Genomic DNA, 24,122 nt, shown 5'->3' on the forward strand with positions numbered 1-24,122 from the left:
GAAAGACGAGGATATCCTCGCCGCGGCCATGCGACCAAGGTCCTTCTCGGCGTCTATCCCACGCTCCCTGGCGATGCTGCAGCGGCAAGAAGCGACTTCCGCAGCTCTGCACGCCTGGTTTCGGGACCAAGGATCGAGAGATCCTGGAAGACTTCGACCGCGTGTTTGTCGCTCATGTGTTTGGTCTCCGATCGAACTAGCTGATCAGGCTCGTTATGGCCTGCGGCGCGCCAATGAAGGCGTAAGGATTGAGGAACTGGCGGCCCCAAAACAAGTTTCGATCCACTTGTCCAAGCGCTGCTTCGTCACAAACCACCGACCAGCGATCCTTGATGGTCTTGATTTGATGCACGACAATCGCGACGGCATCCGCCTCGTTGAGAAGAAACGATGGCGCGCTTTTCAGGCAAAGCGCAATCTGACTGTGTCGATCCTGGCCCAATATCAGCATCGCTTGCGTCGCCTCGCCGCCCGTGCGGCTTTGCGGGCAAATATCATAGGCAGGTGTGAGCGTCAGATTCGCGCCATCCCAGAAGGCTGCGTGATTTCGGGCATGATCATCCGTGTTGCCGCAGAGCACGTTGAAGACAATGCGCGAAAACAACTCCCGTAGCGTCTCCTTGGGTTCCGTAAAACGGTGACGGATGGTCGTGGCGAGCTGTTCGTAACTGGCGTAACGGGCCATCATTTCGTCCAGCTCAAGCAATGTTAAGGCGGATACCATGGCCTTCCGGTACCATCCGCCGGTAGCCTTCGCACGATCGAAGCGCTCGATAAGGAGGATGTCCTTGCCCGCCACGCGTTGAAGGCTCACAGGCGCGACGCGAAGCCCGGCCGCCGCGGCCAAGCGCATTGCGATGAATTCCGCCTTCACCACGCTATAGAGGTCGGTTTGCGAAGAAAACTTCGCGATGAATTTCTTATCATCGGAGGTAATCGTCGCTTTCGGGCGCGCCCCGCCAATGGAGCTACCGTGGAGAAGCGCCCGGTCGAGCTCGGGCGTCAGCGGCGTTCCTTGTTCGACGAGTGCCGCCGCATTCAAAAGCTCAGCGAGAGAGGCGCCCTCGCCTTCACGCGCGACATAGGCGGAGGGCGAGGCTTGAAAATCGAGCGCGCCGATGCGATCCGACCCTGACTCGAGGAGAAAGGTCAGCTCATCAAGACTGCCCGCGTCAATCTCTTTCCCGCGGGCGCCGAACTTCCGATTGAGGATCACGCGCCGGCCCCAGGCATCGGGGCCGGCATCGCGAATACAGCTCGGCATGTTCAGACCCGCAAGAAGCGGAAGGATTCCGCTCCGCAGTGGCAATTCGGGCTGGTAAAGCGCGATGGCGTCCTTGCGCTCGATATAGCTCCGTCCATAGTTGAACAGGAGCTGTTCGCCACGCGCCGACAGAAGGCCTGCAACAACCGGTTTCGTCTGGCCCGGTAGCCAAGTCCAGACATAGGCCTCGGTGAATTTGGGATCAGAAGTCATCCTTGACCTCTTCACCCCGCCGGGCACGAATGGATTTAGGCAGAAGCGTCATGACTTCGCGATTGCTTTCGATCGCCTGAGACATTGTCGCCTGCTCGACGTCAAACAGCCTAACGCCGACAATCGCAGCGACTTCAAAGACAGCCCCAATGGTGGATCGCGGGTCGCCCGCCTCTATGCGCCGCAGCAGCCCGCGCGAGATCCCTGCCCGCTCGGCGACGTTGACCGTGCTCATCTTCCGTTCGATGCGGGCCTTGCGCAGAAGCTGCCCAAGCAGCACCGCAGCATCGGCTGCATAGACAGAAATCGGGTGATGGATCTTAGCCATGGGATCACATTGGTTCATAAATAGATCGTTAAGAGCTTCGTGGATCATATATAGACCAGAGCCGCAAAATTTTCAAACTGAGCTGGTGCATAAAAAGACCACAGCGGCTGTTATGGTCCATTAATGGACCAGGCAGGTTCCAGACAACGTAAGGAGCTGGCGAGGACGCCACCAATCCCAGATCGCCTCGTCCAAGCTTAAGAGCCTGCGCCGAACACCGTCATCCGCCCGAAAGACCTGAGCCCGTGGCGCTGTGAACATGCCGCTGCGCTTGGACAACGCAATCGCGTTGCCCACATGCCCACAGCAAAAGGCGCGCAGCTTGACCGATGCCATAAAACTAACCAGCCAGAACGTCTCGCCACTGGGCGAGATCAAATTGGAGAGGTGGGCGACATCGTCTCGGATTGACGCGAGTTGCACCAAGGCAAGGTAGTTGGCGGCGAGCCTGTCGTAGCGCGTTGCGACCCGACCACATTGCTTGATCCTGTTGAAGAATCTTTCGATCTGGTTTCGAGCGCGGTAAAGGTACGGGCTGAAGCAGATCGGATCATTGCGGTTGCATTTGGCGGGATGTTTGCCCATGCACCTTTCTTCATGGCAAGATCTCTGATCCAGTCAGCGGCGTAACCACGATCGGCGAGCAGCATCGATCCAGGCTTCAGACGAGACAGAAGTTTTCCGGCAAGTCGATTACCTTGGCGCGATTTGCCGGATCATTTTGGCCCTTACACTACCTGCTATAACCGCCTTGTTCGCTCGCGCTGGCCGGGTGTCTGGAGCCGAATCATAGCCGCTGCTCACGATGCGGCGGTCCAGATGATCGACGCCTCTATTGTTCACGTTCATCAGCACGGACGGTGCATCGCCAAGAACCAGAGGCAAATTGATAGGACGTTCACGCGGCGGGTTGACCAGCCAGATTCATGCGCTTGTAGGTGGCAATGGCCTGCCCGTACGGCTGGAACTGACGCCTGGTGAGGCCCGTGACAGCCCAGATCGCAGGACCCAGAAGATGCCATTGCGGACGCGTCGGTCAGAGGAACTCCACGCGGCTTGTTTGGTAGCATAGACTTGATAGCTGCCCATTCGTAGTCCGTCAGTTCATGGCGCATGATTCGAAGCCTCAGTTTGGGAGCTAGAATCACGGGCGCCGGGGCGAGCACAATGCTTTTGCCATGTCAGGCCGACTTGTCCTCACGGCTGCCCTCAAGCTTATCTCGCAAGGCCGTGATCACGCGATGGACAATCCGTATATCCTTGACAGACAGCCCTTCTGAAAGATCGTTGATCCAGGGAACCTGCAATTCCATTGCGGCTTCGAAGGCGCGCTGTCCATTCTCAGTGAGCACGACGAGCTGCGCCCGTCGGTGATGCGGGTTGACCTCAAAAGATACGAGGCCCTCCCTGTGCAGATCATTGATAATCCGCTGCACGTTTTGACGGTTGCCGCCGAGGTCGCGTGCGAGCCAAGCGACCGGTTGGGGACGTTCGGCGGACACGATGGCGCCAAGCACCTGCCAGCGTGCGCTTGTTAGGCCAAGCGGGGCGACCAGACGGTCGCCGGCCGTCAGAAGCAGGCCGTCGAGCCTGAATAGATCGAGAACAAGGTCGCTCAGGGCGTCACCCTCGGGGGTTCGCTCGGCTCTTTTCATTCGTCACCATTGTTTTATATTGACATCATGGTGTCAATATGCTTGTAACCATAATACCAATTAGGCACCACATGTTAAACAGCGATGGAGGCACTCATGTCGTTGCTACGCACACTAGACCCTTCCTTCCCGATCGACCGCCAGATCGCTATCGAGGCAAATTCGGTCATCCTGGTGAACCCATTCACTCTCGACAAAGCCGATGAGGCGGCTTTTCTCAAGACCTGGCAGGACGACGCAGCGTTCATGAAGCGACAGCCGGGCTTCATTTCCACTCAGCTGCACAGAGCTCTCGGCGACAGCTCGACCTATCTGAACTACGCCGTCTGGGAATCCACCGCACACTTCCGCGCGGCCTTCACCCATCCTGACTTTCTAGCAAAAATCGCCAGCTATCCGGCCTCGGCGATAGCTTCCCCTCATCTGTTCCAGAAAGTTGCCGTGCCCGGCATCTGCGTTGCCTAGCCCTGCTGCTTTTAGGAGGGGAAGATACCCATGATCAAGTTGATCCATCCTGTCGTTGGCGCCTTGGCTATCGCAACGATCGGCACATTTTGGCTATCGACGGTACTCAGTGAGCTGTTCGCGCCCCATGCCACAGTTGCAGCGGTTAAGAGCACCATACCGTGGGGTTTCTTGTTGCTGATTCCCGCGCTCGCTGCGACCGGTGGTACAGGTGTCATCTTGGCAAAGGGGCGCCGGGCCGGACTGATCGGGGCCAAATTCAAGCGCATGCCGTTCATTGCAGGGAACGGCATCCTGATTCTTATTCCGTCTGCGCTCTTCCTTGCGTCCAAGGCTCAGGCGGCAGAATTCGATGCCACGTTCTATGCTGTGCAGGCGATCGAGCTCGTCGCGGGCGCAACAAACATTACACTTCTTGCTCTCAACATGCGGGACGGTCTCAAAATGAAGGGATGGTTGGGCCGCAAACTCGCTTGATCACCTGAACCGGAACTGCGCGGACAACTGACCTGACGCCTGGTATTGTCGTGATTTAATGAGTGCGCGCCCTAGCAGTAGTGCTAGGCGTGTACTCATTAAGCGCAGATGCCTTGGCACATGAGCATATATTCACAAACTCACAATGAGCTGGCCGGAACGAGCTGGTTCGTCGCATCGACGTTGAAACGGCTCCCCCGGCCGACAGCGCCGAGGCGTTCTCATAACCCGCTAGAGGAGCGCGCTATGTCCTGGAAGTGGAAGCCGAGTTGGTACATCTTGAGCAAGGACAGCATCGTGCAACCGGCCCATCAATGTTTTGTCACAGAACGCTCGACTGTCTTTAAGATCGACGGCTGCCGCGTCCCCAAGCGGGCCCAGCCCGACTTGGTACTCGATCTGATCCGCAAGGCTGCAAACGCCCTTCTGCACCTAAGGCGGCGCAAGGTGCATCGCAGCCGGTTCAGCGAACCAAAAGGAAATCCGCGCAAGGCGAAGGGCGAAGCGCCATTGCAGACCTCAGCAGATTTTGTGTGCACCTATAGTGCTGTCGTCGACGCGCTCACAGCCACGATTCTCAATGCAGAGGCCGCCTTAAAATGGTTGGGCACTCAACCGCCAGATCTGGAAGAAGCCCGGCGAGCACTTAATACTATCGCTAAGGACGGTAAGCGAGCAGGCGAACTTATCGTTCGACTTCGAGCGCCGATGCAGGATGACGCTCTTGATCCCCATAGTACGCATACGACGAAGCCCGCCTGATTGACGCATGCGCGCGAGAGCCGGGTAGCGCTATGATAGCACCGCGTGACAGTTAGGCGGCTTGCTGATCGGTAGGTTCGTTGGCTTGGTGCGGGAGCTTCCATTCCCAGAGCAGCAGTTCGTGCAGACCCGAAGCGGGAAGATCGGCGATCCGGCGAGGACGTCGGAGAGACAGGCTTTGGGATCGACATCGTTAAGACGACAGGTGGTGATCATCGTCAGCATGATAGCGGCGCGGTGGGCGCCGCGCAGGCTGCCGGCGAAGGTCCAATTGCTGTTCCCAAGGCGATGCCGCGCAACGCTCTTTCTGCGGCGTTGTTGCTGAGGCAAATCCTGCCATCGTCCGAGGAAGCGGCAAAGTCGGCCCAGCGCCTGAGCATGTAATTCATGGGCTTCAGGACCTCGGATGAGCGCGAGAGGGTTTCTCGCTCGCGCAGCAGCCAGGCGTGCATGTCGTCGAACAGCGGCTTGCTTGTCTCCTAGCAGCAGGCGCAGCTCTTCGCGGCCTCGACAACGACGCGCTCGCGTTCGATGTCGTCCGGCCAGGGCTTGCGCACCGGCCGCTTGCGCGTGAAGGCGCGCACGCTCAGGGTTTTCGCCGCGGGGGCCCGCGCGGCAAGCTCATCCTCGCTCGCTTGGTAACCAGTTCTTCGAGCTCCAATTCCAATTGCTCGATCAGCCGCGCCGTGCGCTCGGAGCGCTGCCCGTACAGTTCGCGCTTGAGCTTCTCGATCCGCAGCTCAAGATGCGCGATCAGAGCCTCGTTGGCCGACAGCTCCGCCTGCGCGGTGGCAGCTACCGCCTCGGCTTGCAGCCGCGCCTCACGTTCGGCCTGCAGCGCCGCCATGCGGTCAATCTGCTTGGGCGCTAATCGAGCGACAGCAAAATGCCAGCGGAAGCTCCCATCCAGAGCGCAAACCTCATCGTACAACTGAGCGCGCTATCAATCGGCACAAGCCTCCGCTCGCCTGGTCTTCCGGACAGAGGAAAATGGACATGGAATGCCAAAATCATTCGTCAGCTCAGCCGAAGCGCATCGCGTGCGCATTTCGAAACACCGTATCCATCCGGGCTAGACCGCGGACAGGAGCTCACCGATCCCAGCGCTTGAGGAGCTCGGGGTCGTCCTTGTGCATCCTGATGAGCTCGGTCAGGTTCTCGATGCCGAAGTCGGTGAACGCCATGACCTGGTCGTCACCTATGCCGTAAACCCAGATGACGCCATCCTCAGTGTCCATTCCGTTGGCCACGTCCCAGAGCCAGTCCTCGTCTTCGCCGAGGTCTTTTGCGACGCGAGCGATGGTGAAGACGGCGTGAACCTTGTTGACGTGCATGGCTACGCCGCCGGGGCGGAGGACCTCGGCGCAGGAGGCGTCCAGTTCCAGGGCAGCAACTCGCGCAGGCGGTTCTGCGGCATGTCGGCGATGCGCGCGAAGACGTCGGCAAGCCAGGCTTTCGGGTCGATGTCGTTGAGACGCGCCGTCATGAGAAGCGTGGCCATCACGGCAGCCCGCTCGGCGCCGCGATCAGAACCGGCGAACAGCCATGCCTTTCTTCCCAGAGCAAAACCGCGCAACGCTCGCTCCGCTGCATTGTTCGTCATGCAGATCCGTCCGTCGTGGACAAGGCGGGCAAAGCCCTCCCAGCGGTTGAGCAGATAGTTGATCGGCTTAATCACGTTGGACGAGCGTGAGAGCCGGGCAGATTCCGCTCGGAGCCAAGCCTCAAGGTCGGTCAGCAGTGGCGCGCTTCTCTCCCGGCGGATCTGCAGCCGCTCCTCAGCGCTCAGCCCATAGATGTCGCGCTCGATCTCGAACAATTGGTCAATCCGACGAACCGCTTCCAGCGCAATGGGCGAGATCGCGGTCGCCGATCTTCCGCGGCGAGCGTTCTGGGCGATGTCGGCAAGTTCGAAGAACGCCCTCCGTCCATGTGCCCAACAGAAGGCGGGCGTGGCCGGCAACGCCTTGCGTCCGGGATCGAAGAGAGCGTTGAACCCGCTATAGGCATCGGCCTGCAGGATGCCAGCGAAGTTCTGAAGATGCCGCGCGGGATGCTCGCCGCGCCGATCACGTGAGGCGTAGAACAGCGCCGCCGGTGGATCTCGCCCGCCGAATGGCCGATCGTCGCGAACATAGGTCCAAATCCGGCCGGTATCTGCTTTCCCTTTCGCCAGGATCGGTATCTTGGTGTCGTCACCGTGGAGCCTGTCGGCGGAGAGCACATAGGCTTCGATCAGTTCAAAGAGCGGCCTGACCGCAAAGGCTCCTGCGCCCACCTGGTCCGCCAGCGTCGAGACCGACAGGTCGATCCCCTCGCATTTGAAGCGCTGGCTCTGTCGGTTCAACGGCTGATGCTGACCAAATTTGTCGTACAGGATCGTCGCCAGAAGCTGCGGTCCGATATAGCCCCGGGCTGTGGCATGGAACGGCGCCGGCGGCTGCGTGATCGCCTCGCAATCCCGACAACTGAACTTCTCCCGGACTGTGTCGATCACCTTGAACCGGCGTGGGATCTCCTCCAGTGTCGAGGTCACGCTTTCGCCGAGCTTCGACAGCCGCGTCGACCCGCAGCAGGGGCATTGCGTCGGAGCCGGCAGGATGACGCGTTCTCGCTCGATGTCGTCGGGGAAGGGCTGACGCACCGGCCGCTTGCGCTCAAACGAACGCACCGTCTGCGTCTTCTCGGCCGCCTTCTCGGCGGCCAGCTCATCCTCGGTCGCCCCCGCCTCGAGTTCCTCAAGCTCTAGCTCCAGCTGATCGAGCAGCCGCGCCGACCGCTCGGAGCGTGCGCCATATATCGTGCGTCGTAGCTTCTCGATCTCGAGCTTGAGGTGGGCAATCAGCGCTTCGGTGCTCGATTGCTTCGCCTGGGCATTGGCCGCTTCAGCAAGCCTGGCTTCCGCCGCAAGCCTGGCAGCGCGCTCGGCCAGGATCATTGCATGCGCGGCGACAAGATCGGGCGGCAGGTCGGCGCTGGAGTCCATAGCCAGATGGAATCACATTCGCGGCCAAACTCAAATAACAAAGTCTCAGCCCACACTGGTCGGACGCCAGGACTCCTGGGGATTGCGCCAGTCGATGCCGGACAACAGATAGCTCATCTGCGCCTGCGAGATCGACACTACGCCGTCCGCCAGCGACGGCCAGACAAAACGACCTCTCTCGAGTTTTTTCGTAAACAGGCATGCTCCCTGGCCGTCATGCCAGATCACTTTCAATAGATCGCCTCTGCGTCCGCGGAAGCAGAACAAATGACCACTCAGCGGATCGCGGCGCAGCACCTCTTGCACCTGCAGTGACAATGAGGCGAAGCCTTTACGCATGTCGGTGTGGCCCGTCGCCAGCCACACCCGAACTCCCGTAGGAACCGGAATCATCGCGGATCCAAAACCTCGATGATCCGGCGAAGCGCCTCAACGTCAACGCCCGCATCAACAATGACCCGCCGCCTGCCGGTTAGCTCGATCTCGATCCGACGCTCCGTCGAATGTACGGTCGCGCTCTCCGATGACGCCGCCACCGACGCCGCGGGCACCCCCTCGGCCACAACTGCCCTGACAAAGCCAGCCTCGGATTTGGTCCCCGTCGCCGCGAAGGCTCTTCGCCAGGTCACCAATAGAGAACGCGACAAGCCGTACCGCCGGGCTGTCGCCGCAACCAGGCGCGGCTCGGATAGGCTCTCCAAAACAATCCGCGCCTTCTCTTCCTCAGACCAACGCCGCCGCCGGCCCGTATCAACCACTTCCAGTCGATTCAACGTACTGATCGTATGGCTGTCCATACGTACAGTTCTCAACCATCAGGCCAGCCCGCCGCAAGGCGTCTCTCCTCGGAGGCTTACGAAACACCGGCACAAAGACTTTTCTGAGGTCCGCGCGTGTGGTACGAGGCAGTGCTGGATCGCTCGACCAACTGTTTCTCACCATTAGCGGCAGTTCATGTTGGATTGGCGCTTATTCGCATCGTTCAATATGTGGAGCCTGCCGGTTCGTCGAGCTTGTGGCGCTCGGTTCCGGTGAGCGGCGGGTTGAAGATGCTAACGAGGATCATGTCCTTGTCCCGTTCCCCGCGTAGGAAATGCTTGTCAAGCACATACATGTCACCCTTGCGAATGGGAAAGACATTGCCGTCCATGTCCTCGACCTCTCCCTCTCCGCCGATGCAGTAGCAGGCTTCGAGATGATTCCGGTATTGCAGAAGCGAAAACGGTGTTAGCGCGCACCACGGTGTGGCAGATGCTAAAACCCATGCCGCCCTTATCGGTCAGAAGGCGGTGGCTAGTATCATTGCCCCAATCGACGAAGTGATCGATCGCTTCGACGTCGTGCAGGCTACGCACAATCATAGTGTTCGATTGCTGGTGCCAGGTTGAAGTGATTGATCCAAAAGCTGGAGGCCGTTGTTTTGCCCCGGAACTGCGACTTCTCTGTCGCGCGGCCGACTGCGGTCTCCGTCGGAACAACCAACCGTCGGCCGCGGAGAACCCGCGCAATCGTCCTACGGGATCGGTTACACGCAAGGCCTGCCATTTGCCTGACGGCGACTAGTGAAAATATCGGCGAGGATCTTTCGGAGCCAAGCCCCATCGGCGCGTACCCACTTGTGTTCCACCTTTCGCGTGGGGCCGACGCTTACCTTTGTACTCCCCAGAATGCTGCTGGAGCTATTGCCGGCGACATAAACTGTCTCCAATCGCAAACTTGGCAAGTCGTTTCCTTCCTTGCTGTGCCTCTCGCCGTGAGTACGGTTCCGCAGCGTCTCAGCCAGTAGAGCAAATCTCATGCCGTGGTCGCAGACCGATGAAAAGATGAAGTTGTGGCTGTCTCAGCTGGCTAGCGACTGAGAACGATTTAGCTGGGCGCGTAGCCAATCTAACAAACTGCCGAGATATGGCCGAATACAAACAGGTCCGCGAGCGAGGACCCATCGAACAGTGCGGCTTTTTAATCCGCTATGGGCCAATGCCGATATAGATTGAGCACCTGATACGCGAGCCGAATGAACTCACGTGCAGGTCAGCAGATCAGGTCCTCAGGGCTAGGCCAACAGCAGGCGGATATCATCGATTATTTGCCAGGTTGCGAGCTCATGATGATGCCGCCGGCGAGAAATCGTGTAGTCCCGAACGCGCGCGTCGTTCGCGGCTCCGCGCCTAGCTTGCCGGCATGTCCGCCCCCTTCCGAAGGCTAAACGCGAGCGGGAAGGTCTCGGCCGAAAGAGACTCGAGCGCGGTCTGCTCTTCGATGAGGCGGTTTTCGATGAACTGGCGTTCGACATCCGACAGGTTCGACCTCAGCAGGCGACGATAGCGTTGGATGTTGCTGCGGTGAGCACGAATGCAGGCCAAAAATTCATCGAGCATCCTGGACGCTCCTTACGTCGTCGCAGTCCTTACGAAGAGATATTCAGGCGAGCATGTCATCGGTCAACGCGCCGCTAACATCGCATCGCGAAAGCCGCTCGGCAGGCGGATGAAGACCCTAGCAGTTCGTGAAATCATTCCCTTCTGACGCTACCATTTCCAACGCGACGATCCGCAGCGTTTTTGGCTCGCTACACGCCGTCTTTCTGCTCGTCTAGTCCTTCAAACAGAGCGGGACGCTTGTAACGTGCAAGGAATAGTCGGTCACGCCCCGCGTGCCGGACGCTTGTCGCTAACAAGCTCGCCTTAGTACTCTCCCCTGGCGGGCTGAACATCATTTGCTGATGTGCTATAGGCATGTTCGTTGAGAACCGCTTTGTTTGAGAGTTTCGATGTCTCTTTCGATTGGGTTGATTGTGGACGGCTATGTGAAACTAAACGACCGCAGCGCGCTGGAGAACCTTCTGACGCATCGGCGGGAGTTACTGCAGAAGTTGAACCGGGTTACCGGAATTGATGCGAAGGAAGCGATCGCTCAGGTCAGTCAAGAAATCACAGTGATCGAAACGGCACTTGCGGCGCTCGCACGGGAGTAAATAGCAAAGGGCGCACCGGCTCACGTGAGTTGACGGCGCTTGGGCGCCGAACACTGGTTTCGCCCGCGTTTGCGGATGAGTGTTACGGCACGACGCCTAACCGGCATCCTGGCGGGCAAGGATGCGTGCGCCAAGGCTTGGACGCACTGCCTTTTGTGCGAACTGCCCTTTTTCAACGCTCGGCCGCTCGCAGCGAGCAACGCGCCAACCGATTCACATATGCAAATGCGGGGCGGCGGCTTGCATGGGCCTATCGTGACGTATCGGGGTAATGAACTGGGGGGAACTAAGATTGACTGACGGCGCTTGTTCGCAAAACAGATTCTTTGTTCGGAAGGGCGGGAAGGGTTGGATGGTTTATGATCGAGAACGTAAGGGCCCAGCGCTGATTGGGACCAGCTTGGCAGCCAATCTAACCGTTGAACAAGCCGAACGGATAAAGCGGATGCTCACCGCTTCGCGGGAAGACAAGGTCTGATGTTGATATGTGAGACGTTAGCCGACATCTATTTGCGACCCACGATACACCCTGTGCGAGCTGGTCAGATCGCTGCGCCGCAGGCGACGCGAAGGCGCGCGAACCTGGATAAGAGGCCACGATCTTCAGCACTGTGGCTGACTTTCACCCCGATGACAAGCCATGTCCTAGATCTCTCGCCACATCGTTGGTGCTTTCGAAAGAGCTTCCTGACCGATCTGTTTAAGCAGATCGGGGCGCGTCTCACCCCTGGTGGCGGCCTCCAGGATTCTGGAGGCGACGTAGGCGCGGACGCCGGTGTCATACGGTGGGACGTTCTCGCAAACCTCATCCAGGATCGTGCGCAGGAGCGCGCTCGTGGCACCGTCCAGCATTGAGAGATCTCCCTCATCCCACCGAGAAAGATAATGGGCATTTGCTGGACCGCAACGCAAGTACATCAGATCGTATGAGACTTCGCGACCCAATTTTAACGGCGCTGCAATGTCCAGCATCTCTGAGATGGCTGATCAATTGCAGAGCTCGATCGAGCTGTTTTTGTTTTCTCGTCGCCCCTCTCGGTTTAACAGACAACCTTGGCCGGGCTCAGAGCCCAGGGTTACGCGCTGCCACCATGCTCTGCGATTATCTAAGGCATGCTCGGCCATCTATAGCGCGCTGAACTGGCTGGTCGGCTGCGGCAGACCAATGTTCGGACGGTGCTAGTTCGTTGCCGACCTGATCAGGTTCATTGCAGCTAGAGGATTTGCCGCCTATCGAGTGTGCTGCGTCCAACCAAGCCCGAGCGCTTCGCATCCTGCACTGTAGAGGGACATCGTGCGCAATTGTTTCGGTGAAGCATATCTTTGCGTCAAAAAACAGCTTCGGCCCCATGTCTGGCGAGGAAATCGCGCCGAGATCCGACGGCCACCCTCAATAACCCGTGACTCACCCCTAGCCGCTCTGGGCGATTTATGCAGCATCACAGTAAACTCATGGTCAGGGGCGCGTGGCCATGATCCATAATCGCAGGTATTGGCAGCAAACAATTTTGAGCGAGCGTGCTTTGGGAATGCCCGCTTGCAGGCGGATGATCTCAGTAACGTCCTGCGTTTTGGACATAAGCCTGGTGTAGAAGTGACCCCAGCACGGACATGCGAACGTCCTGTGAAAATTCATCGGGGGCGCTGCCGCAATGCAGGATTTGAGCGCGGGAGCGCGGCTCGTCGCATAAATCGATATTGCGATTTTGATACACTCTCCGCCCAGAGCAAACACATGCAACCGGGGGGCGGCATATTCCGCGGCTACATTGTGAGCCATTACTGCAACTAGCATGAGCCATGAGCGAGATGGCGTCGCGGAAGTTGCCGTCGCATCTGCGAATTGGGCGCGAGCCCCTTTGCAGGGAGTGAGCTAGCAAACCAGCCTGCCGCGGGCTGCATGTGAAACGCTCCGACCTGAGGCCAAGGCGCTTCATTCAGCGGGGAGAAGAGACTGGGCTGCTCAGATTTTCTGCTGTGTTTGTCGAATCAGAAAGGGAGCTACATGAATCATCTCGGCAGCAGCCAACGTCGCACAACATCTGTGATGACGGCCGAACAGCACGAGCTTGAGCGCTGCAAGCAGGAGAATGCGCGCCTCAAACAGCTGGTTGTACAACTTTCTGAAATTGCTTTGCGCCACGTCGCAGAAAGCGCGCATAGCGCTCAGAATGTCCCAGATCGTCTGAGCGAGCCACCGAAGTCATAATACGGAAAGCAAACTCGCACTTGGCTGCTCTCGGGAGCGTGGAGCGGTCCGGTCTTGCTCACTTGTCAGCGGCAGAGCCAAGATCATGAGCTCGAGCGTGGGGCAGTTGTTCAGGGGCAAAGGAGCAGTTTCGGATCGCGTTCGAGGGATGCTGAGGATTTCAGGGCCAACTGATCGGGTTCGACTACTTCTGAGCGCAGTCGCTTGCGGATCTGGCTACGCGCTAGGTCAGGACTACATTGTCGATCAACCGCGTCGAGCCCACATACGCTGCCACGCAGAGCACCGCCGGATAACGCAGAGGGCTCTCGGCAATCCTGAGGGTCCCAGCGTCGACAAGCTCAAGGTACTGGAGACGATCGACCCTTTGCAGATGCTTTCTTGCAAGCGCAATCAGCGTTGACGTCTCCCGCTCCCCTGAGGCAAACTCTTGGGATGCAGCGAACAAGCCACGGCTGATCGCAAGGCTCCGACCACGTTCTTCCGGGCTGAGATAACGATTGCGACTGCTCATTGCCAGCCCATCTGGCTCCCGCACGGTTGGCACGGTGACAATCTCGATCGGAAGATTCAGATCAACCGTCATGCGGCGTATCACAGCGCATTGCTGAAAATCCTTCTGCCCAAAGTACGCGGCGTCCGGCTGCACCATGTTGAATAGCTTGCAGACAACAGTCGCTACACCACGAAAATGTCCGGGCCTGAAGTCTCCGCAGAGCGGTTTTGCGAGTTCGCCCGGCTCGACAAAGGTCTCAAATTGAGCCGGATACATCTCCTCTGCACTTGGTGCGAAGATGATGGAGACCCCGGCACTACGGCACAAGGCTTCATCGCGCGCGAAGTCGCGAGGGTACCTGCTGAGATCCTCATTTGGTCCGAACTGAGTGGGGTTGACGAAGATGCTAACGACAGTGACGTCGCAGTGTCGACCGCTGGCCGAGATCAGGGACAGGTGGCCGTCGTGCAGGTATCCCATCGTCGGAACGAACCCGATGCGCTTATCGGCTTTGCGGACGTCTGCAACAGCCCGACGCAGCTCAGCGACCTTCGTAATTACTTGCATTTCTTACATTCTTCACGCTGAATTGGAGGGCACCCACTTGGCGATGGCATGCCGAAGCTGATCAGGAAGCCGATAGCACTCCTCTGCGCCCGGGAATGCACCTTTGCGGATATCGGCAGCCCAGCGCGACAGCGCCTCCTGCAACAGCTGGAATCCATTTGTATAGGCACGAACGAATTTGGGGCGATGGCCTTCGGTTAGCCCCAAGACATCATGGAACACAAGCACTTGGCCCGAGCAATCGGGTCCTGCTCCGATCCCGATGGTGGGTATCGTGAGAAATTCGGTCGCTCGCGCGGCGAGCTCGGCAGGAATCCCTTCCAGGACCAGAGCGAAACAGCCGGCTTCCTGCAGACGGTGGGCGTCATCGAGCAGACGCAAGGCGGTATCCGTTGTCCTTCCCTGCACCTTGAATCCACCCATGACGTTGACGCTCTGCGGGGTCAGACCGAGATGTCCCATGACAGGAATTTCGCAATCGACCAGGGCGCGCACCATCTGGACGCGTTTGGCGCCACCCTCTAGTTTCACAGCATCGGCGCCACGCTGCAGAAAACCTCCTGCATTGCGGATGGTATCCTCAAAAGCGACATGAAAGCTCAGAAAGGGCATGTCGGCCACAAGCAGGGCATGAGGCCTCGTGCGCGCAACAGCCTCCAGGTGATGATTCATCATGGCCACGCTGACGGGCAGAGTGTTGTCGAAGCCCAGGCAGACGTTTCCAACGCTATCGCCGACCAGGATGATATCAACAATGGGATCCGCGATGCGCGCCGCAACTGCATCGTAGGCGGTGGTCATCACGACACGACGTCCTTCACCCTTCCACTGCTGCAGTGCCGGAATCGTGACACGTTCTAGAGGCTGCTCTGAACTGTGGCTCATATTGGATCCGCTCCCACACACTTTCGGGGCTTCCTAGAGAACGCAGGAGAAACCTGTCAATGGCATGGAGGATGGAGAACTTAGTCTCCAGAACTGGAGAACAACGCAAAAACAGTCCAATGGTCGCGCAACCATCGGGCAAGACCTTCCTCATCGCCCTTTCGCCACCCGATGGCTCGTTCTTCCCGTACAGTTTCAGCCCTCGATCGAGGAGCGGCGCTCGCGACGGGCCACCATCCGCACGCGTTTCTGGGCTGATCGCAGTGTCTCCAAACGGTGAGGGCTCGACCGAAGCGCGCTGCAGATGCACGCAGCGAGAGGCTTCGTCTTTAGGGGCACATCTCCGCGTCTGCTGCCCTAGGGGTACTCGTGAGGCTCCTGCTTCGGCGCTGGCGCACCGAGCAATGCAAACGGATCCCAGGCCAGGAACGTCCAGAGGTGACAGGCCGTTGTAAGCGCAGTGAGAACGGCGGTCGAGTAGATGTCGTCGGGAACGCGCTCAGACCGCGCCAGCCTGCCGGCCCTGTAGGTCCTGAAGTCGATTATTTTTGCCGATGTTTCTGTCACTTGATTGTCCACGCGCTGGCGAATCGAATTCGCAACAAGTCTGACCAGGGCGGTACCCACAGCTCGGTCTAGCCCTAAGCCGCTCGCAACCATCGAAGCCATTTCTGATCGGCCTCTCGCCGCGCCTTGAAGCGGTTGACGCATTTCTTGGAGCAAAGGGCCGTTCGCCAGCAGTAATAGCGAATCAGCCCAAACTTTCCGCCGCATATCGCGCAGCATGTGGCTGAATGGTCGAGTGAATTACGGAAGCCAATGTGCATTCTCGCCTCCTGTCAGACATTCACTTGGGAAGCCCCGCTACCCTCTCACCGCGGCACCACGATCGCACCAAAGGAGCGGCCGCCCGACGGTCCGTCTCGATGGCCTTGCAGCCATCAAGAGCCTGACTGTGATTGCAGCGATTGCGGCTGCCTCACGAAGCAGTAATTTTCGCAGAATGCCTCGCCGAGAAGCTCAAGATAATGGATTTCTCCGCCGTGATTACGGCAATTCGCCCCGGCATTTCGGCCAAATGCTGCGCGTCTCATGGCTAGTCCGCAGGATTGCTGCGGCAGTTGGATCAGGAGCGAGTAAAGCAACTGCTTAAAGCACGATCAGCCTGCGAGCCGTGGGCGCTGCATCCCCCTTGCATTATTAAACGGCAGCAATACGGACGCTTCCGCCTTGCAAGACCCTGTCACAGCAGACGATTGCAGCACTGATGCACCCTCACATCAGCAAGTCAGCAGCGTCGCGGATGGCAGCATAGATTTCATCAAGATCGGCCGCCGTCACGCAGTAAGGCGGCATCACGTAGATCGTATTACCAAGCGGGCGTAACAGCAGATTCCGCGATTGGAAGAAAGCCAAAAGCTTCGGCCCGATGTCCGCCAGATAGCCGGCATCGCTCGTGTTGAGTTCAAGCGCTGTGACTGTTCCTGTGCGCCGGACGTTTGCGAACCGTGAATCGTCGCAAAATGGCGCGAGTGCCCGTTCTTGCATCTTGGCCAAGGATGCGACCCGCCGGCGATAGTCCTGATCCTGCCATAGGTCGAGATTGGCCTTGGCGGCGGCGCAGGCCACTGGATTGGCCGTATATGAGCTCGAATGAAAAAACGTACGCCTGCGATCTTCCGAATAATGCGCATCGAAAATATCGGCACGACAGAGTGTGACGGCGAGCGGCAGCGCCCCAGCCGTGAGGCCTTTCGAATAGCAGGCAATATCGGGCGTGACATCGGCCTGCTCACACGCAAATAAGCTACCCGTCCGGCCCCAGCCCGTCATGACCTCGTCGGCAATTAACAGGACGTCGAAGGCTTCGCAGATCCGCTTCATCTCCCTTAGCACCGAGGGAGAATACATCAGCATTCCACCGGCACCCAATATTAGCGGCTCCACAATAAAGGCTGCGGGATGTTGGTTTCGACAGGCGTTTTCAAGCGCATCGAGCGCTATTTGCTCACGATCTGTTGCCGGGAACGGAATCGAGGTCACCTCGAACATCAGCGCCCCGTAGGCCGCATTGAAGACGCCTCGGCTACCTACCGACATCACCCCGATCGTGTCGCCATGGTACGAGTGCTGCATCACCACGATTTGGGTTCGCTGTCTTCCGGTATTGTACCAGTAGCCAAGCGCCATTTTCAGCGCGACTTCGACGCTGGTTGACCCGCTATCGGAGAAGAACACATGTTCGAGCGCCGGGGACGTCACCTTCAATAGTTCCGTCGCAACTTGCTCAGCCGGTTCGTGAGTGTATCCAGCGAAGATGATCTGGTTGAGCTTGCCTGCCTGTTCTCGGATCGCGTTCACGATGCGTGGATGGCAATGGCCGTGGGTCACGACCCACCAGGAGGAGATTGCATCGATAAGGCGTCGGCCATCTTTGGTGTAGAGATAAGCCCCCTCTCCCCGCAGCACCTTCGTCATGTCCTGCTGTAGAGCATGCTGCGTGAACGGGTGCCAGATCGGCGACCTCTTGGCCATCTTCATAGGTTCAGGAAATCACTGCCAACAAAGGAGACTTTGAAAGCGGCCTGCAGCCCATCGTTCGTGAGGGGATCAAGCCACGGGAGCCGTCCCAACCAACGCACTCTCCCGATCTCGCAAACCGCGCTTTCAGTTTCTGCGTTTCTTTCGCCAATGAACGCAATTCCAAGGATCTGAATCTGACGCTTCCGCAGAGCCTCTATGGAGAGCAGAGAGTGGTTGATTGTGCCTAGTCCCGTCCTTGCGCAAAGCACGACGGGAAGCTGCCAGCGTTCGAAGATGTCGATGTAAAGAGTGCGCGCTGCCAACGGCACCATGAGCCCGCCGGCGCCCTCGATCACGAGTGGCCGCTCGCCCATGTCCGGCAGTCCAAGTGTCTCTGTGTCTATGCGAACGCCGTCAATCTCCGCGGCGTAATGGGGCGAGGCGGGCGTCCGAAGTCGATAGAGCTCCGGGACAATGCGATCGGACGAGAGGCCGCCGAGGCGGCAGACGCACTCGGAATCGGTCTCTTGTTCGAGTCCAGCCTGGACCGGTTTCCAGTAATTCGCGCCGAGCAGGCCAGCGAGTCCTGCGGAAAATACCGTTTTGCCGACCCCGGTGTCCGTACCGGTCACGACGATCCGATTATTGATCAAAACGACCCCCTCGTCACCTCAACAAGCGCATCGAGCATTGCGCACACGTCCGCTTCCCCAACATTGAGCGTCAACGAAATTCGCAAACGGGCGGTGCCTGCTGGGACGGTTGGCGGCCGAATTCCGCGGATGTCGAAGCCGCGCGCCTGCAGAGCAGAGGCAATTCGCATTGCATGAGCATTGTCACCGACGATATACGGCACGATCTGAGAGGTCGACGGCGTGTGCAAACCAAGGGAGGTGATCTGCCGATGCGCGAACGCAACGAGCTTGGCCAGCCGTTGCTGCCGCTCCGGCTCCTTCTGTAAGATGAGGAGTGCCTCTCGAACGGCAACGGCCATCAATGGTGATGGGGCAGTAGTAAAAATAAATGGACGGCAGCGGTTGACCATGAAATCGCGCAGGATGCCGGAGGCCGTAACAAGTGCACCCGCCGCACCGAGCGCTTTGCCGCAGGTATGAACGACGATGAGATTGTCGCGCCTGTCATAAGGAGCCGTGAGCCCTCGTCCCTGATGCCCGTAAGCACCTGTGGCATGAGCCGCATCGACGATCAGAAACGCGTCATGGCGATCGGCGATTGCCACCAGCTCTTCGAGTGGAGCGAAGTCGCCATCCATGCTGTAGAGACTTTCGGCCACAATCCAGATGCGGCCCGCTCCACCATTGGTTCGCCACTCGCGAATTGCGTCTTCGACTGACTGGGGATCATTGTGCGCGTGAACTCGGTACTCTGCGCGGCCGGCTCGCGCCCCTTCGTGAATACTGGCGTGCACGAGGGAATCGAGAACAAGCAGATCGCCGCGCTGCGGCAGCGTTGTCAGGAGGGCAAAATTTGCGATGTAGCCGCCTCCAAAGAAAAGCGCCGCCTCCGCGCCAAAGAACTGAGCCGCTTCCGTTTCGAGCCGTTCATGCTCCTCGCAATTGCCGCGCAGAAGCCGCGACCCGCCGGCGCCAACCGGAGTGCCCGCCTCGAGCGCGGCGACCATCGCCTCTTTGATGCGCGGGGCGCTCCCGAGCGCCAGATAGTCGTTGGATGCGAAATCGATCCCCACGCGCGGCCTGAGGCAGCGCAGCCGTTTATCTTCGTTCAAGGCCTTCAGCGCTGCGACGTAGGGACTAAGTCTAGCTGTTTGGATTGACCGCATTCATCTCTCCCAAGATCGCATCAAGTCACGTAAAAGATCCGTTGGCCGCTGAAGAAGGAAGGATGGCCGTTGAGGCTCAACTTGCCAGGATGCGATTGTCTCGGTCCACACGCACAATGCGTGGCTTGAATATCTTTGCTTCGGCCGCGTCGAATGAGGCATATGCAACGATAATGATCTTGTCTCCGGGCATCGCCAGTCGGGCGGCCGCACCGTTCAGGCTTATCGTGCCAGACCTCGGCGGCGCCTCGATCACGTAGGTGGCAAAGCGCGTTCCAGTTTCGACATTGTAGATTTCGACGCGCTCGTTGATCACTATTCCTGCTGCCTCCAGGAGCGTACGATCTATCGAGATCGAGCCTTCATAGTGCAGATCAGCTTCAGTCACTGAGGCGCGATGGATTTTGCCCTTCATCAAAGTTATCTGCATTTCTCGCCTAGGCTGGATGTAGGGGCAACATATTGCGCGCACTGCTTCCCTCCGGCGAGCCCGGACGTGATGCCGAGCCGGGCCAGCAGATCCGCATCGCGATCAACTCTCGGGTTTTTGGTGGTCAAGAGCACGTCGCCTATGAAGATCGAATTTGCGCCAGCCAAGAAGCAAAGCGCCTGCAATTCATCCGTCATGTATTGCCGCCCGGCGGACAACCGAACCACACTCCGCGACATCATGATCCGCGCGGTCGCCACCAGCCGGACCAGCGCGATCGGGTCGGGAGGTTCCGCGGTGTCTTCCACCGGCACCCCCTCGGTCTTGTTCCATAGGTTGATCGGCACGCTTTCGGGATGGCGGGGGAGATTGGCGAGCAGCACGAGCATACCGAGGCGGTCCTCGACCTGCTCGCCCATGCCGATGATCCCGCCGCAGCAGATCTTGATGCCGGCATCGCGCACATGCGCCAGCGTATCGATGCGGTCCTGCAGGCTGCGGGTAGTGATGATCTTGCTGTAAAACTCGGGGGATGTGTCGACGTTGTGATTGTAGAAGTCAAGGCCGGCCTCGGCGAGACGTGCGGCCTGCTTCGGCATCAGCATGCCGAGCGTGACGCACGTTTCCATGCCGAGTCCGTTGACCGCCTTGACCATGTCGCAGACGGAATCAAGATCGCTATCTTTTGGCGTGCGCCAGGCCGCCGCCATGCAGAAGCGCGCGGCGCCTGCATCCTTCGCGCGCTGCGCGGTCGCAACCACATCCGCGCAACGCATTAGACGAGTGGCTTTCAGGCCGGTCTTGTAATGGGAGCTTTGCGAGCAGTAGCCGCAGTCCTCCGGACAGCCGCCGGTCTTGATGCTGAGCAGGCTCGCAGTTTCGACGTGGTTTGGATCAAAGTTCTTGCGATGAGTGCACTGCGCCTGACGCATCAGGTCGGCAAAAGGAAGGTCGTAGAGCGCCTTAGCCCTACTGAGTCAAGCGGTCGCAGTCCTTGAGGCTGGGAATCAAGTATTGAGGAGATTCAATCTTTGGCGCGCGGAGGCAAGATGGATCTCGATCAGAGCGAAGCGCGGTTCGCGTCGTATGTCGCGGGGCTTGGGAGCGTGATTGGTCACGCGGAGCGGGCGAGGCCGCTGCGCGACTATTGCACAGGCCTTATGTTGCGGGTGAGCGCAAGAGCGTTGAGCCGATGGCGGCGCGGACGGCTCCGGCAAGGACGGCAGCACAGCACCAGTCGCTGCTGCACTTCGTTGCCAACGCGGGTTGGTCAGATGAGGACGTGCTGGCCAAGGTCCGCGAGATGGTGCTGCCGGCGATCGAGAAGAATGGACCGATCGAGGCGTGGATCATCGACGACACGTCATTCCCCAAGCAAGGCAAGCATTCGGTCGGCGTGCACCACCAATATTGCGGGCAACTCGGCAAGCAGGCCAATTGCCAGGTCGCAGTGTCGCTGTCGATCGCCAACCACTCTGCCAGCCTGCCGGTCGCCTATCGGCTGTATCTGCCACAGGAGTGGACCAAGGACCGTGTCCGACGGAAGAAGGTGGGCGTTCCAAAGGAGATCAAGTTCAAGACCAAGCCGCAGATCGCACTGGAGCAGATCCGCTGGGCCTGCGAGGCCGGCCTGCCGCGCGGCGCCGCGTTGATGGATGCGGCCTATGGCAGGGACTCGCAGCTGCGCGCTGGCATGACGGAGTTGGGCGTGCCTTACGTGGCCGGCATCGTGCCGACCATCTTGATGTGGGCCCCTGGCAGCGGCCCACGGCGGATGGACAAGCCGATGAACAACACGGGCCGCCGCGATGAGCCCGATCTGATCTCGGCCAAGAAAGTGGCACTCGGTCTACCAAAGCAGGCCTGGCGCACGGTGAACTGGCGCGAACCCTCGGCCGATCAGCTGTCCTCGCGCTTTGCGCGTGTGCGTGTCCGTGTCGGGTACAACAAACTGATCCCCGAGACGCTGTCGCCGGAGTGGCTGTTGATCGAATGGCCAGAGGACGAAGCAGAGCCAACCAAATACTGGCTTGCCACGGTGCCTGAGAATGTCAGCTTCCAGCAATTGGTCGATTTGGCCAAGCTGCGCTGGCGCATCGAGCGCGACTATCAGGAGCTGAAGCAGGAGGTCGGGCTTGGTCACTACGAGGGACGCGGTTGGCGCGGCTTCCATCACCACGCAACTCTGTGCATCGCGGCCTACGGGTTCTTGATCGCCGAGCAGGCGATGATTCCCCCTCAGCACCTCGTTCCGTCGCGCCGGTCCAGGTACCTTCCTTACCCGACAATTATAGACCCAGAGGCTCCGCCCATGCGGCCTGAACGCCATGTGCCAAACTCAATCGCAACCATGCGCGTGCGGCTGATCCACGATCTCATCAAAACGATGACGCGATGTCCCTGTTGCGGTGCCATTGCCGCTTCACGCACGCATAGAAACCCGTGACGCAGTAAGATTAGTCTCTTCGACTTTCCAATGACAACGAACCTGCGCATCGGTGCCTGTTTCTTTGCGCTGGGCTTGCGCGGCAGCATCCATAACCATCTCGCTCAATTGTAGATAATCGCGTCAATTATCTATCGTCATTGCTCTCGAAGAGATGCTAATCGAGTTGCCTCACAAATGCATCGGTTATTGCGGTAGATAATCTATGATCACCTACTGACAACATGACGACGGTCGCGCGCATCGCGGATTCAATCGCTGAGCGCATTATCAGCGGCGCCTTAGAGCCAGGCGCGCCACTCCGCCAGGATCATGTTGCACGAGAATTCAATTCCAGCCACGTCCCCGTGCGTGAGGCATTTCGGCAGCTGGAGGCGCAACATCTTGTTGTTGCTGTGCCACGTCGCGGTGTTCGGGTCGCCCCGCTCGATACCCGCTCAGTGAAAGAGATCGCTGAAATGCGAGCTGCGCTTGAGGTGGTGGCATTGCGCCATTCGGGGCCAAGGCTCACAATAGGTCATTTGACTCAAATCGAGCTCGCCTTTGATCCAAGGAGATAATGCAAAGACGGTCGAGGAATTTGAGATGGCCAACCGCGCCTTTCACCAAGCCTTGATCGCGCCCTGCGGAATGCCGCGTCTGCTCGCGAGCCTTGATGGACTGCAGCTTGCCAATTCGAGATTGGTGTTCGCGATGGCGCGATCAGTGGGCTGGCGACCGCGGTCCAATCAAGATCACCGCCTGATTCTGCAAGCCTTGCGAACGCGCAACTTAGATCAAGCCTGTAACCTGCTTACGCGGCACATTCAAACCATTGAGCGCCTTGCCCTTCCGGCGTCCTGAGCAACTCTGGCAAATTTCATTACGGATCGCCGACGATCGCAAGCGACGATCATGTGGCAAGCGCCTAGCCTCATTGCAACGGCCTCTATTCCCAGATAGTTATGGCACCAGCTAGCGACATCTCCAGGAATGGCCATGATTCGTCACATCGTCTTCTTCAGCGCCAAGGAAGAGGCGCGTTACGACCAGATCATGGACGGTCTTTCGCTTCTCACCACGATACCACATGCGCGCCGGCTTGAGGTTGCCCGCAACCGCAAGACCGATCAGCTCGGCAACGATATCGACATCGTGGTCTATGGTGAATTCGACAGCGAAATGGAGCTCGCGGCGTACAAAGCGCACGATCTCTACCAGCAGTCGATTAAGTGGGGCCGACCGCTCCGCGAGCTGCGCTTCGCGGCCGACTACGAAATATCAACAGATGCTCCTTTCACCTCCATTGCAGGATGACGCATGGAATAGTGGCTCCCACTCGCGACTTGTCACCTGAGGACAGGGACGTCCTTTTAGGGATCCAATCGGGGCAGCAGAAGACAGAGAGCCGTGCGTTGTGACGTGGCGGCTCTGGACGAGGCGGCGGCGAAGTATGGCACTCCAAATATCCTCAACATGGATCAGGGTAGCCAATCCATCAGTGCGACCTTCACTGGCGCGTTGACGAACCTGGGATCAAGATCTCCATGGAGGCCGCGGTCGTTAAATTGACAGCATGGGCGGCAGTGACGGTCGCTTAAGCAAAAGGGCATCTATTTCAAGCGAAAACGCGATAACTATTGCATTAGCGCCCAGCCGGTA

22 protein-coding genes and 8 pseudogenes are annotated in these 24,122 nt (G+C 58.8%); 9 read left to right on the forward strand and 21 right to left on the reverse strand.

The window, feature by feature from the left end; genetic code table 11:
• Nucleotides 1-196 precede the first annotated feature (196 nt).
• The 3 genes and pseudogenes from P6U27_RS29305 to P6U27_RS29315 form a co-directional block, all read right to left on the reverse strand.
• Complete coding sequence (locus P6U27_RS29305; RefSeq protein WP_407121620.1) at nt 197-1,477, reverse strand: type II toxin-antitoxin system HipA family toxin; 1,281 nt, start codon at nt 1,475-1,477, stop codon at nt 197-199.
• On the reverse strand, nt 1,467-1,805 hold the full coding sequence (locus P6U27_RS29310) for a helix-turn-helix transcriptional regulator (RefSeq protein WP_122405123.1): 339 nt from the start codon (nt 1,803-1,805) through the stop codon (nt 1,467-1,469). The genes P6U27_RS29305 and P6U27_RS29310 overlap by 11 nt, the downstream gene beginning before the upstream one ends.
• 402 nt (nt 1,806-2,207) lie before the next feature.
• A pseudogene (locus P6U27_RS29315) lies at nt 2,208-2,497 on the reverse strand (transposase); the annotation flags it as partial.
• On the opposite strand from P6U27_RS29315, the pseudogene P6U27_RS29320 reads away from it, so the two are divergent.
• A pseudogene (locus P6U27_RS29320) lies at nt 2,493-2,796 on the forward strand (IS5/IS1182 family transposase); the annotation flags it as partial. The pseudogenes P6U27_RS29315 and P6U27_RS29320 sit on opposite strands and share 5 nt — an antisense overlap.
• Here the strand turns inward: P6U27_RS29320 and P6U27_RS29325 are convergent.
• Together P6U27_RS29325 and P6U27_RS29330 are read right to left on the reverse strand one after the other, a co-directional pair.
• A pseudogene (locus P6U27_RS29325) lies at nt 2,793-2,920 on the reverse strand (IS5/IS1182 family transposase); the annotation flags it as partial. The pseudogenes P6U27_RS29320 and P6U27_RS29325 overlap by 4 nt on opposite strands.
• A 66-nt stretch (nt 2,921-2,986) precedes the next feature.
• A complete protein-coding gene (locus P6U27_RS29330; RefSeq protein WP_122405124.1) occupies nt 2,987-3,460 on the reverse strand; it encodes a MarR family winged helix-turn-helix transcriptional regulator in 474 nt (157 codons plus the stop codon).
• An 84-nt stretch (nt 3,461-3,544) separates the two neighbouring features.
• Between P6U27_RS29330 and P6U27_RS29335 the strand changes: the two genes are divergently transcribed.
• The 3 genes from P6U27_RS29335 to P6U27_RS29345 all read left to right on the forward strand — a co-directional run bounded on the left by P6U27_RS29335 (nt 3,545) and on the right by P6U27_RS29345 (nt 5,164).
• Nucleotides 3,545-3,925, forward strand: a complete 381-nt coding sequence (locus P6U27_RS29335; protein ID WP_407192976.1) for an antibiotic biosynthesis monooxygenase family protein — start codon at nt 3,545-3,547, stop codon at nt 3,923-3,925.
• A gap of 30 nt (nt 3,926-3,955) precedes the next feature.
• Nucleotides 3,956-4,402 carry a hypothetical protein gene (locus P6U27_RS29340; RefSeq protein WP_122405126.1) on the forward strand — a complete coding sequence of 149 codons (447 nt, stop codon included), beginning with the start codon at nt 3,956-3,958 and terminating at the stop codon, nt 4,400-4,402.
• A 246-nt stretch (nt 4,403-4,648) separates the two neighbouring features.
• Nucleotides 4,649-5,164 (forward strand): hypothetical protein, encoded by a 516-nt coding sequence (locus tag P6U27_RS29345; RefSeq protein ID WP_122405127.1) that lies wholly within the window; start codon nt 4,649-4,651, stop codon nt 5,162-5,164.
• Nucleotides 5,165-5,216: 52 nt separating this feature from the next.
• On the opposite strand, the pseudogene P6U27_RS29350 reads toward P6U27_RS29345, so the two are convergent.
• From P6U27_RS29350 to P6U27_RS29380, 7 genes and pseudogenes are all read right to left on the reverse strand, one after another.
• Nucleotides 5,217-6,011, reverse strand: a pseudogene (locus P6U27_RS29350) (transposase).
• A 244-nt stretch (nt 6,012-6,255) separates the two neighbouring features.
• Nucleotides 6,256-6,498 carry a hypothetical protein gene (locus tag P6U27_RS29355; RefSeq protein WP_209296668.1) on the reverse strand — a complete coding sequence of 81 codons (243 nt, stop codon included), beginning with the start codon at nt 6,496-6,498 and terminating at the stop codon, nt 6,256-6,258.
• Between the two features lie 2 nt (nt 6,499-6,500).
• Nucleotides 6,501-8,150 carry an IS66 family transposase gene (tnpC, locus tag P6U27_RS29360; protein WP_407121193.1) on the reverse strand — a complete coding sequence of 550 codons (1,650 nt, stop codon included), beginning with the start codon at nt 8,148-8,150 and terminating at the stop codon, nt 6,501-6,503.
• Between the two features lie 45 nt (nt 8,151-8,195).
• Complete coding sequence (gene tnpB / locus P6U27_RS29365; protein WP_209296670.1) at nt 8,196-8,543, reverse strand: IS66 family insertion sequence element accessory protein TnpB; 348 nt, start codon at nt 8,541-8,543, stop codon at nt 8,196-8,198.
• On the reverse strand, nt 8,540-8,947 hold the full coding sequence (tnpA, locus tag P6U27_RS29370; RefSeq protein ID WP_209296671.1) for an IS66-like element accessory protein TnpA: 408 nt from the start codon (nt 8,945-8,947) through the stop codon (nt 8,540-8,542). Before tnpA ends, tnpB begins: the two co-directional genes overlap by 4 nt.
• Nucleotides 8,948-9,132: 185 nt before the next feature.
• Nucleotides 9,133-9,511, reverse strand: a pseudogene (locus tag P6U27_RS29375) (ectoine synthase).
• 807 nt (nt 9,512-10,318) lie between these two features.
• The gene (locus P6U27_RS29380; RefSeq protein WP_407192977.1) at nt 10,319-10,528 is read right to left on the reverse strand and encodes a hypothetical protein; all 210 of its coding nucleotides are present in this window, start codon (nt 10,526-10,528) and stop codon (nt 10,319-10,321) included.
• 392 nt (nt 10,529-10,920) lie between these two features.
• On the opposite strand from P6U27_RS29380, the gene P6U27_RS29385 reads away from it, so the two are divergent.
• Complete coding sequence (locus P6U27_RS29385) at nt 10,921-11,124, forward strand: hypothetical protein (RefSeq protein ID WP_209294474.1); 204 nt, start codon at nt 10,921-10,923, stop codon at nt 11,122-11,124.
• Nucleotides 11,125-11,769: 645 nt separating this feature from the next.
• Here the strand turns inward: P6U27_RS29385 and P6U27_RS29390 are convergent.
• Complete coding sequence (locus P6U27_RS29390; RefSeq protein ID WP_209294475.1) at nt 11,770-11,976, reverse strand: hypothetical protein; 207 nt, start codon at nt 11,974-11,976, stop codon at nt 11,770-11,772.
• A gap of 1,153 nt (nt 11,977-13,129) precedes the next feature.
• On the opposite strand from P6U27_RS29390, the gene P6U27_RS29395 reads away from it, so the two are divergent.
• Nucleotides 13,130-13,333: a hypothetical protein gene (locus P6U27_RS29395; RefSeq protein WP_209294476.1), complete on the forward strand. Its 204-nt coding sequence runs from the start codon at nt 13,130-13,132 to the stop codon at nt 13,331-13,333.
• Between the two features lie 223 nt (nt 13,334-13,556).
• On the opposite strand, the gene panC is transcribed toward P6U27_RS29395, so the two are convergent.
• The 8 genes and pseudogenes from panC to bioB all read right to left on the reverse strand — a co-directional run.
• Nucleotides 13,557-14,396, reverse strand: a complete 840-nt coding sequence (gene panC / locus P6U27_RS29400) for a pantoate--beta-alanine ligase (protein ID WP_407192978.1) — start codon at nt 14,394-14,396, stop codon at nt 13,557-13,559.
• 12 nt (nt 14,397-14,408) lie between these two features.
• Nucleotides 14,409-15,281 (reverse strand): 3-methyl-2-oxobutanoate hydroxymethyltransferase, encoded by an 873-nt coding sequence (gene panB, locus P6U27_RS29405; RefSeq protein WP_407192979.1) that lies wholly within the window; start codon nt 15,279-15,281, stop codon nt 14,409-14,411.
• A gap of 357 nt (nt 15,282-15,638) precedes the next feature.
• The gene (locus tag P6U27_RS29410) at nt 15,639-15,848 is read right to left on the reverse strand and encodes a hypothetical protein (RefSeq protein ID WP_407192980.1); all 210 of its coding nucleotides are present in this window, start codon (nt 15,846-15,848) and stop codon (nt 15,639-15,641) included.
• Nucleotides 15,849-16,556: 708 nt separating this feature from the next.
• Nucleotides 16,557-17,822 carry an adenosylmethionine--8-amino-7-oxononanoate transaminase gene (locus tag P6U27_RS29415; RefSeq protein ID WP_407121607.1) on the reverse strand — a complete coding sequence of 422 codons (1,266 nt, stop codon included), beginning with the start codon at nt 17,820-17,822 and terminating at the stop codon, nt 16,557-16,559.
• On the reverse strand, nt 17,819-18,454 hold the full coding sequence (gene bioD / locus P6U27_RS29420) for a dethiobiotin synthase (protein WP_407194495.1): 636 nt from the start codon (nt 18,452-18,454) through the stop codon (nt 17,819-17,821). Before bioD ends, P6U27_RS29415 begins: the two co-directional genes overlap by 4 nt.
• On the reverse strand, nt 18,454-19,605 hold the full coding sequence (locus tag P6U27_RS29425; RefSeq protein ID WP_407192981.1) for an 8-amino-7-oxononanoate synthase: 1,152 nt from the start codon (nt 19,603-19,605) through the stop codon (nt 18,454-18,456). Before P6U27_RS29425 ends, bioD begins: the two co-directional genes overlap by 1 nt.
• Nucleotides 19,606-19,681: 76 nt before the next feature.
• The gene (gene panD / locus P6U27_RS29430; protein ID WP_122405139.1) at nt 19,682-20,035 is read right to left on the reverse strand and encodes an aspartate 1-decarboxylase; all 354 of its coding nucleotides are present in this window, start codon (nt 20,033-20,035) and stop codon (nt 19,682-19,684) included.
• Nucleotides 20,026-21,009: pseudogene (gene bioB, locus P6U27_RS29435) on the reverse strand (biotin synthase BioB); the annotation flags it as partial. The pseudogene bioB and the gene panD, both read right to left, overlap by 10 nt.
• 75 nt (nt 21,010-21,084) lie before the next feature.
• Here bioB and P6U27_RS29440 point away from each other — a divergent pair.
• The 3 genes and pseudogenes from P6U27_RS29440 (at nt 21,085) to P6U27_RS29450 (ending at nt 23,777) form a co-directional block, all read left to right on the forward strand.
• Nucleotides 21,085-22,357, forward strand: a pseudogene (locus P6U27_RS29440) (IS701 family transposase).
• Nucleotides 22,358-22,705: 348 nt separating this feature from the next.
• Nucleotides 22,706-23,324: pseudogene (locus P6U27_RS29445) on the forward strand (GntR family transcriptional regulator).
• A gap of 135 nt (nt 23,325-23,459) precedes the next feature.
• The gene (locus P6U27_RS29450) at nt 23,460-23,777 is read left to right on the forward strand and encodes a Dabb family protein (RefSeq protein WP_407121605.1); all 318 of its coding nucleotides are present in this window, start codon (nt 23,460-23,462) and stop codon (nt 23,775-23,777) included.
• Nucleotides 23,778-24,122 lie beyond the last annotated feature (345 nt).

The organism is Bradyrhizobium sp. STM 3566 (genome assembly GCF_045571445.1).
Classification (GTDB): domain Bacteria; phylum Pseudomonadota; class Alphaproteobacteria; order Rhizobiales; family Xanthobacteraceae; genus Bradyrhizobium; species Bradyrhizobium vignae.

Excerpts from the sequence above, each read along its gene's own strand:
- P6U27_RS29305 (WP_407121620.1), bottom strand. The coding sequence starts at position 1,477 with ATGACTTCTGATCCCAAATTCACCGAGGCCTATGTCTGGACTTGGCTA.
- P6U27_RS29310 (WP_122405123.1), bottom strand. The coding sequence starts at position 1,805 with ATGGCTAAGATCCATCACCCGATTTCTGTCTATGCAGCCGATGCTGCG.
- P6U27_RS29330 (WP_122405124.1), bottom strand. The coding sequence starts at position 3,460 with ATGAAAAGAGCCGAGCGAACCCCCGAGGGTGACGCCCTGAGCGACCTT.
- P6U27_RS29335 (WP_407192976.1), top strand. The coding sequence starts at position 3,545 with ATGGAGGCACTCATGTCGTTGCTACGCACACTAGACCCTTCCTTCCCG.
- P6U27_RS29340 (WP_122405126.1), top strand. The coding sequence starts at position 3,956 with ATGATCAAGTTGATCCATCCTGTCGTTGGCGCCTTGGCTATCGCAACG.
- P6U27_RS29345 (WP_122405127.1), top strand. The coding sequence starts at position 4,649 with ATGTCCTGGAAGTGGAAGCCGAGTTGGTACATCTTGAGCAAGGACAGC.
- P6U27_RS29355 (WP_209296668.1), bottom strand. The coding sequence starts at position 6,498 with ATGCACGTCAACAAGGTTCACGCCGTCTTCACCATCGCTCGCGTCGCA.
- tnpC (WP_407121193.1), bottom strand. The coding sequence starts at position 8,150 with ATGGACTCCAGCGCCGACCTGCCGCCCGATCTTGTCGCCGCGCATGCA.
- tnpB (WP_209296670.1), bottom strand. The coding sequence starts at position 8,543 with ATGATTCCGGTTCCTACGGGAGTTCGGGTGTGGCTGGCGACGGGCCAC.
- tnpA (WP_209296671.1), bottom strand. The coding sequence starts at position 8,947 with ATGGACAGCCATACGATCAGTACGTTGAATCGACTGGAAGTGGTTGAT.
- P6U27_RS29380 (WP_407192977.1), bottom strand. The coding sequence starts at position 10,528 with ATGCTCGATGAATTTTTGGCCTGCATTCGTGCTCACCGCAGCAACATC.
- P6U27_RS29385 (WP_209294474.1), top strand. The coding sequence starts at position 10,921 with ATGTCTCTTTCGATTGGGTTGATTGTGGACGGCTATGTGAAACTAAAC.
- P6U27_RS29390 (WP_209294475.1), bottom strand. The coding sequence starts at position 11,976 with ATGCTGGACGGTGCCACGAGCGCGCTCCTGCGCACGATCCTGGATGAG.
- P6U27_RS29395 (WP_209294476.1), top strand. The coding sequence starts at position 13,130 with ATGAATCATCTCGGCAGCAGCCAACGTCGCACAACATCTGTGATGACG.
- panC (WP_407192978.1), bottom strand. The coding sequence starts at position 14,396 with ATGCAAGTAATTACGAAGGTCGCTGAGCTGCGTCGGGCTGTTGCAGAC.
- panB (WP_407192979.1), bottom strand. The coding sequence starts at position 15,281 with ATGAGCCACAGTTCAGAGCAGCCTCTAGAACGTGTCACGATTCCGGCA.
- P6U27_RS29415 (WP_407121607.1), bottom strand. The coding sequence starts at position 17,822 with ATGAAGATGGCCAAGAGGTCGCCGATCTGGCACCCGTTCACGCAGCAT.
- P6U27_RS29425 (WP_407192981.1), bottom strand. The coding sequence starts at position 19,605 with ATGCGGTCAATCCAAACAGCTAGACTTAGTCCCTACGTCGCAGCGCTG.
- panD (WP_122405139.1), bottom strand. The coding sequence starts at position 20,035 with ATGCAGATAACTTTGATGAAGGGCAAAATCCATCGCGCCTCAGTGACT.
- P6U27_RS29450 (WP_407121605.1), top strand. The coding sequence starts at position 23,460 with ATGATTCGTCACATCGTCTTCTTCAGCGCCAAGGAAGAGGCGCGTTAC.